Source organism: Vibrio sp. 1580 (genome assembly GCF_033340055.1).
This window is the reverse complement of the sequence record NZ_JAWOVT010000785.1, coordinates 1-509: the sequence shown is the minus strand read 5'-3', so window position 1 is coordinate 509 and position 509 is coordinate 1. Positions and strand designations below refer to the sequence as shown.

Annotated in this window: 1 pseudogene; it reads left to right on the top strand. The window is 40.7% G+C overall.

From position 1 onward, the window contains the following. Window positions 1-509 (top strand): annotated as a pseudogene (locus R7093_RS28375) (LysR family transcriptional regulator); the annotation flags it as partial.

The window sequence follows — 509 nt, the reverse complement described above, 5'->3', positions numbered from 1 at the left end:
CTTAGTTATACAGACAGAACTGTGTTTTTATATGACCAATTATTTGACGAATTGGCTCAAGTAGATATGTTTGATCGGTACTCTATTGCGATATCTGATTCATTTGCCCCTGAATTGGTCGCGAAGGTAATTAGCTCTTTTAGAGTGTATAACGACGTCGAGTTGGCTATTACAAGTTATAGCGACATGAATTGTGTTGATAAAGATAACCACGATTTAGTCTTCGCTATTGGTGACACCACTTCCGTGGAAGGTCGCGTTTTCCCCCTAAATAGAGAGCAATACATTTTAGCTTGCGACTGTGCCGTCAAACCTGAGGAGTGCTACCCTGAGCGAATCGTCTTTTGTAATACTTTGACTAGACGAGATGCTGAGGTATTGCTTGATTCTTCTGGGGTGGATATTTCTAAGGTAAAACATTGGCTTACCACTTCTTCCTCTCGATTGATGATCAATGAACTGCAAGCGGCAAATACTTTTGTTATCTGTCCAAGTTGGACATTAGGTGA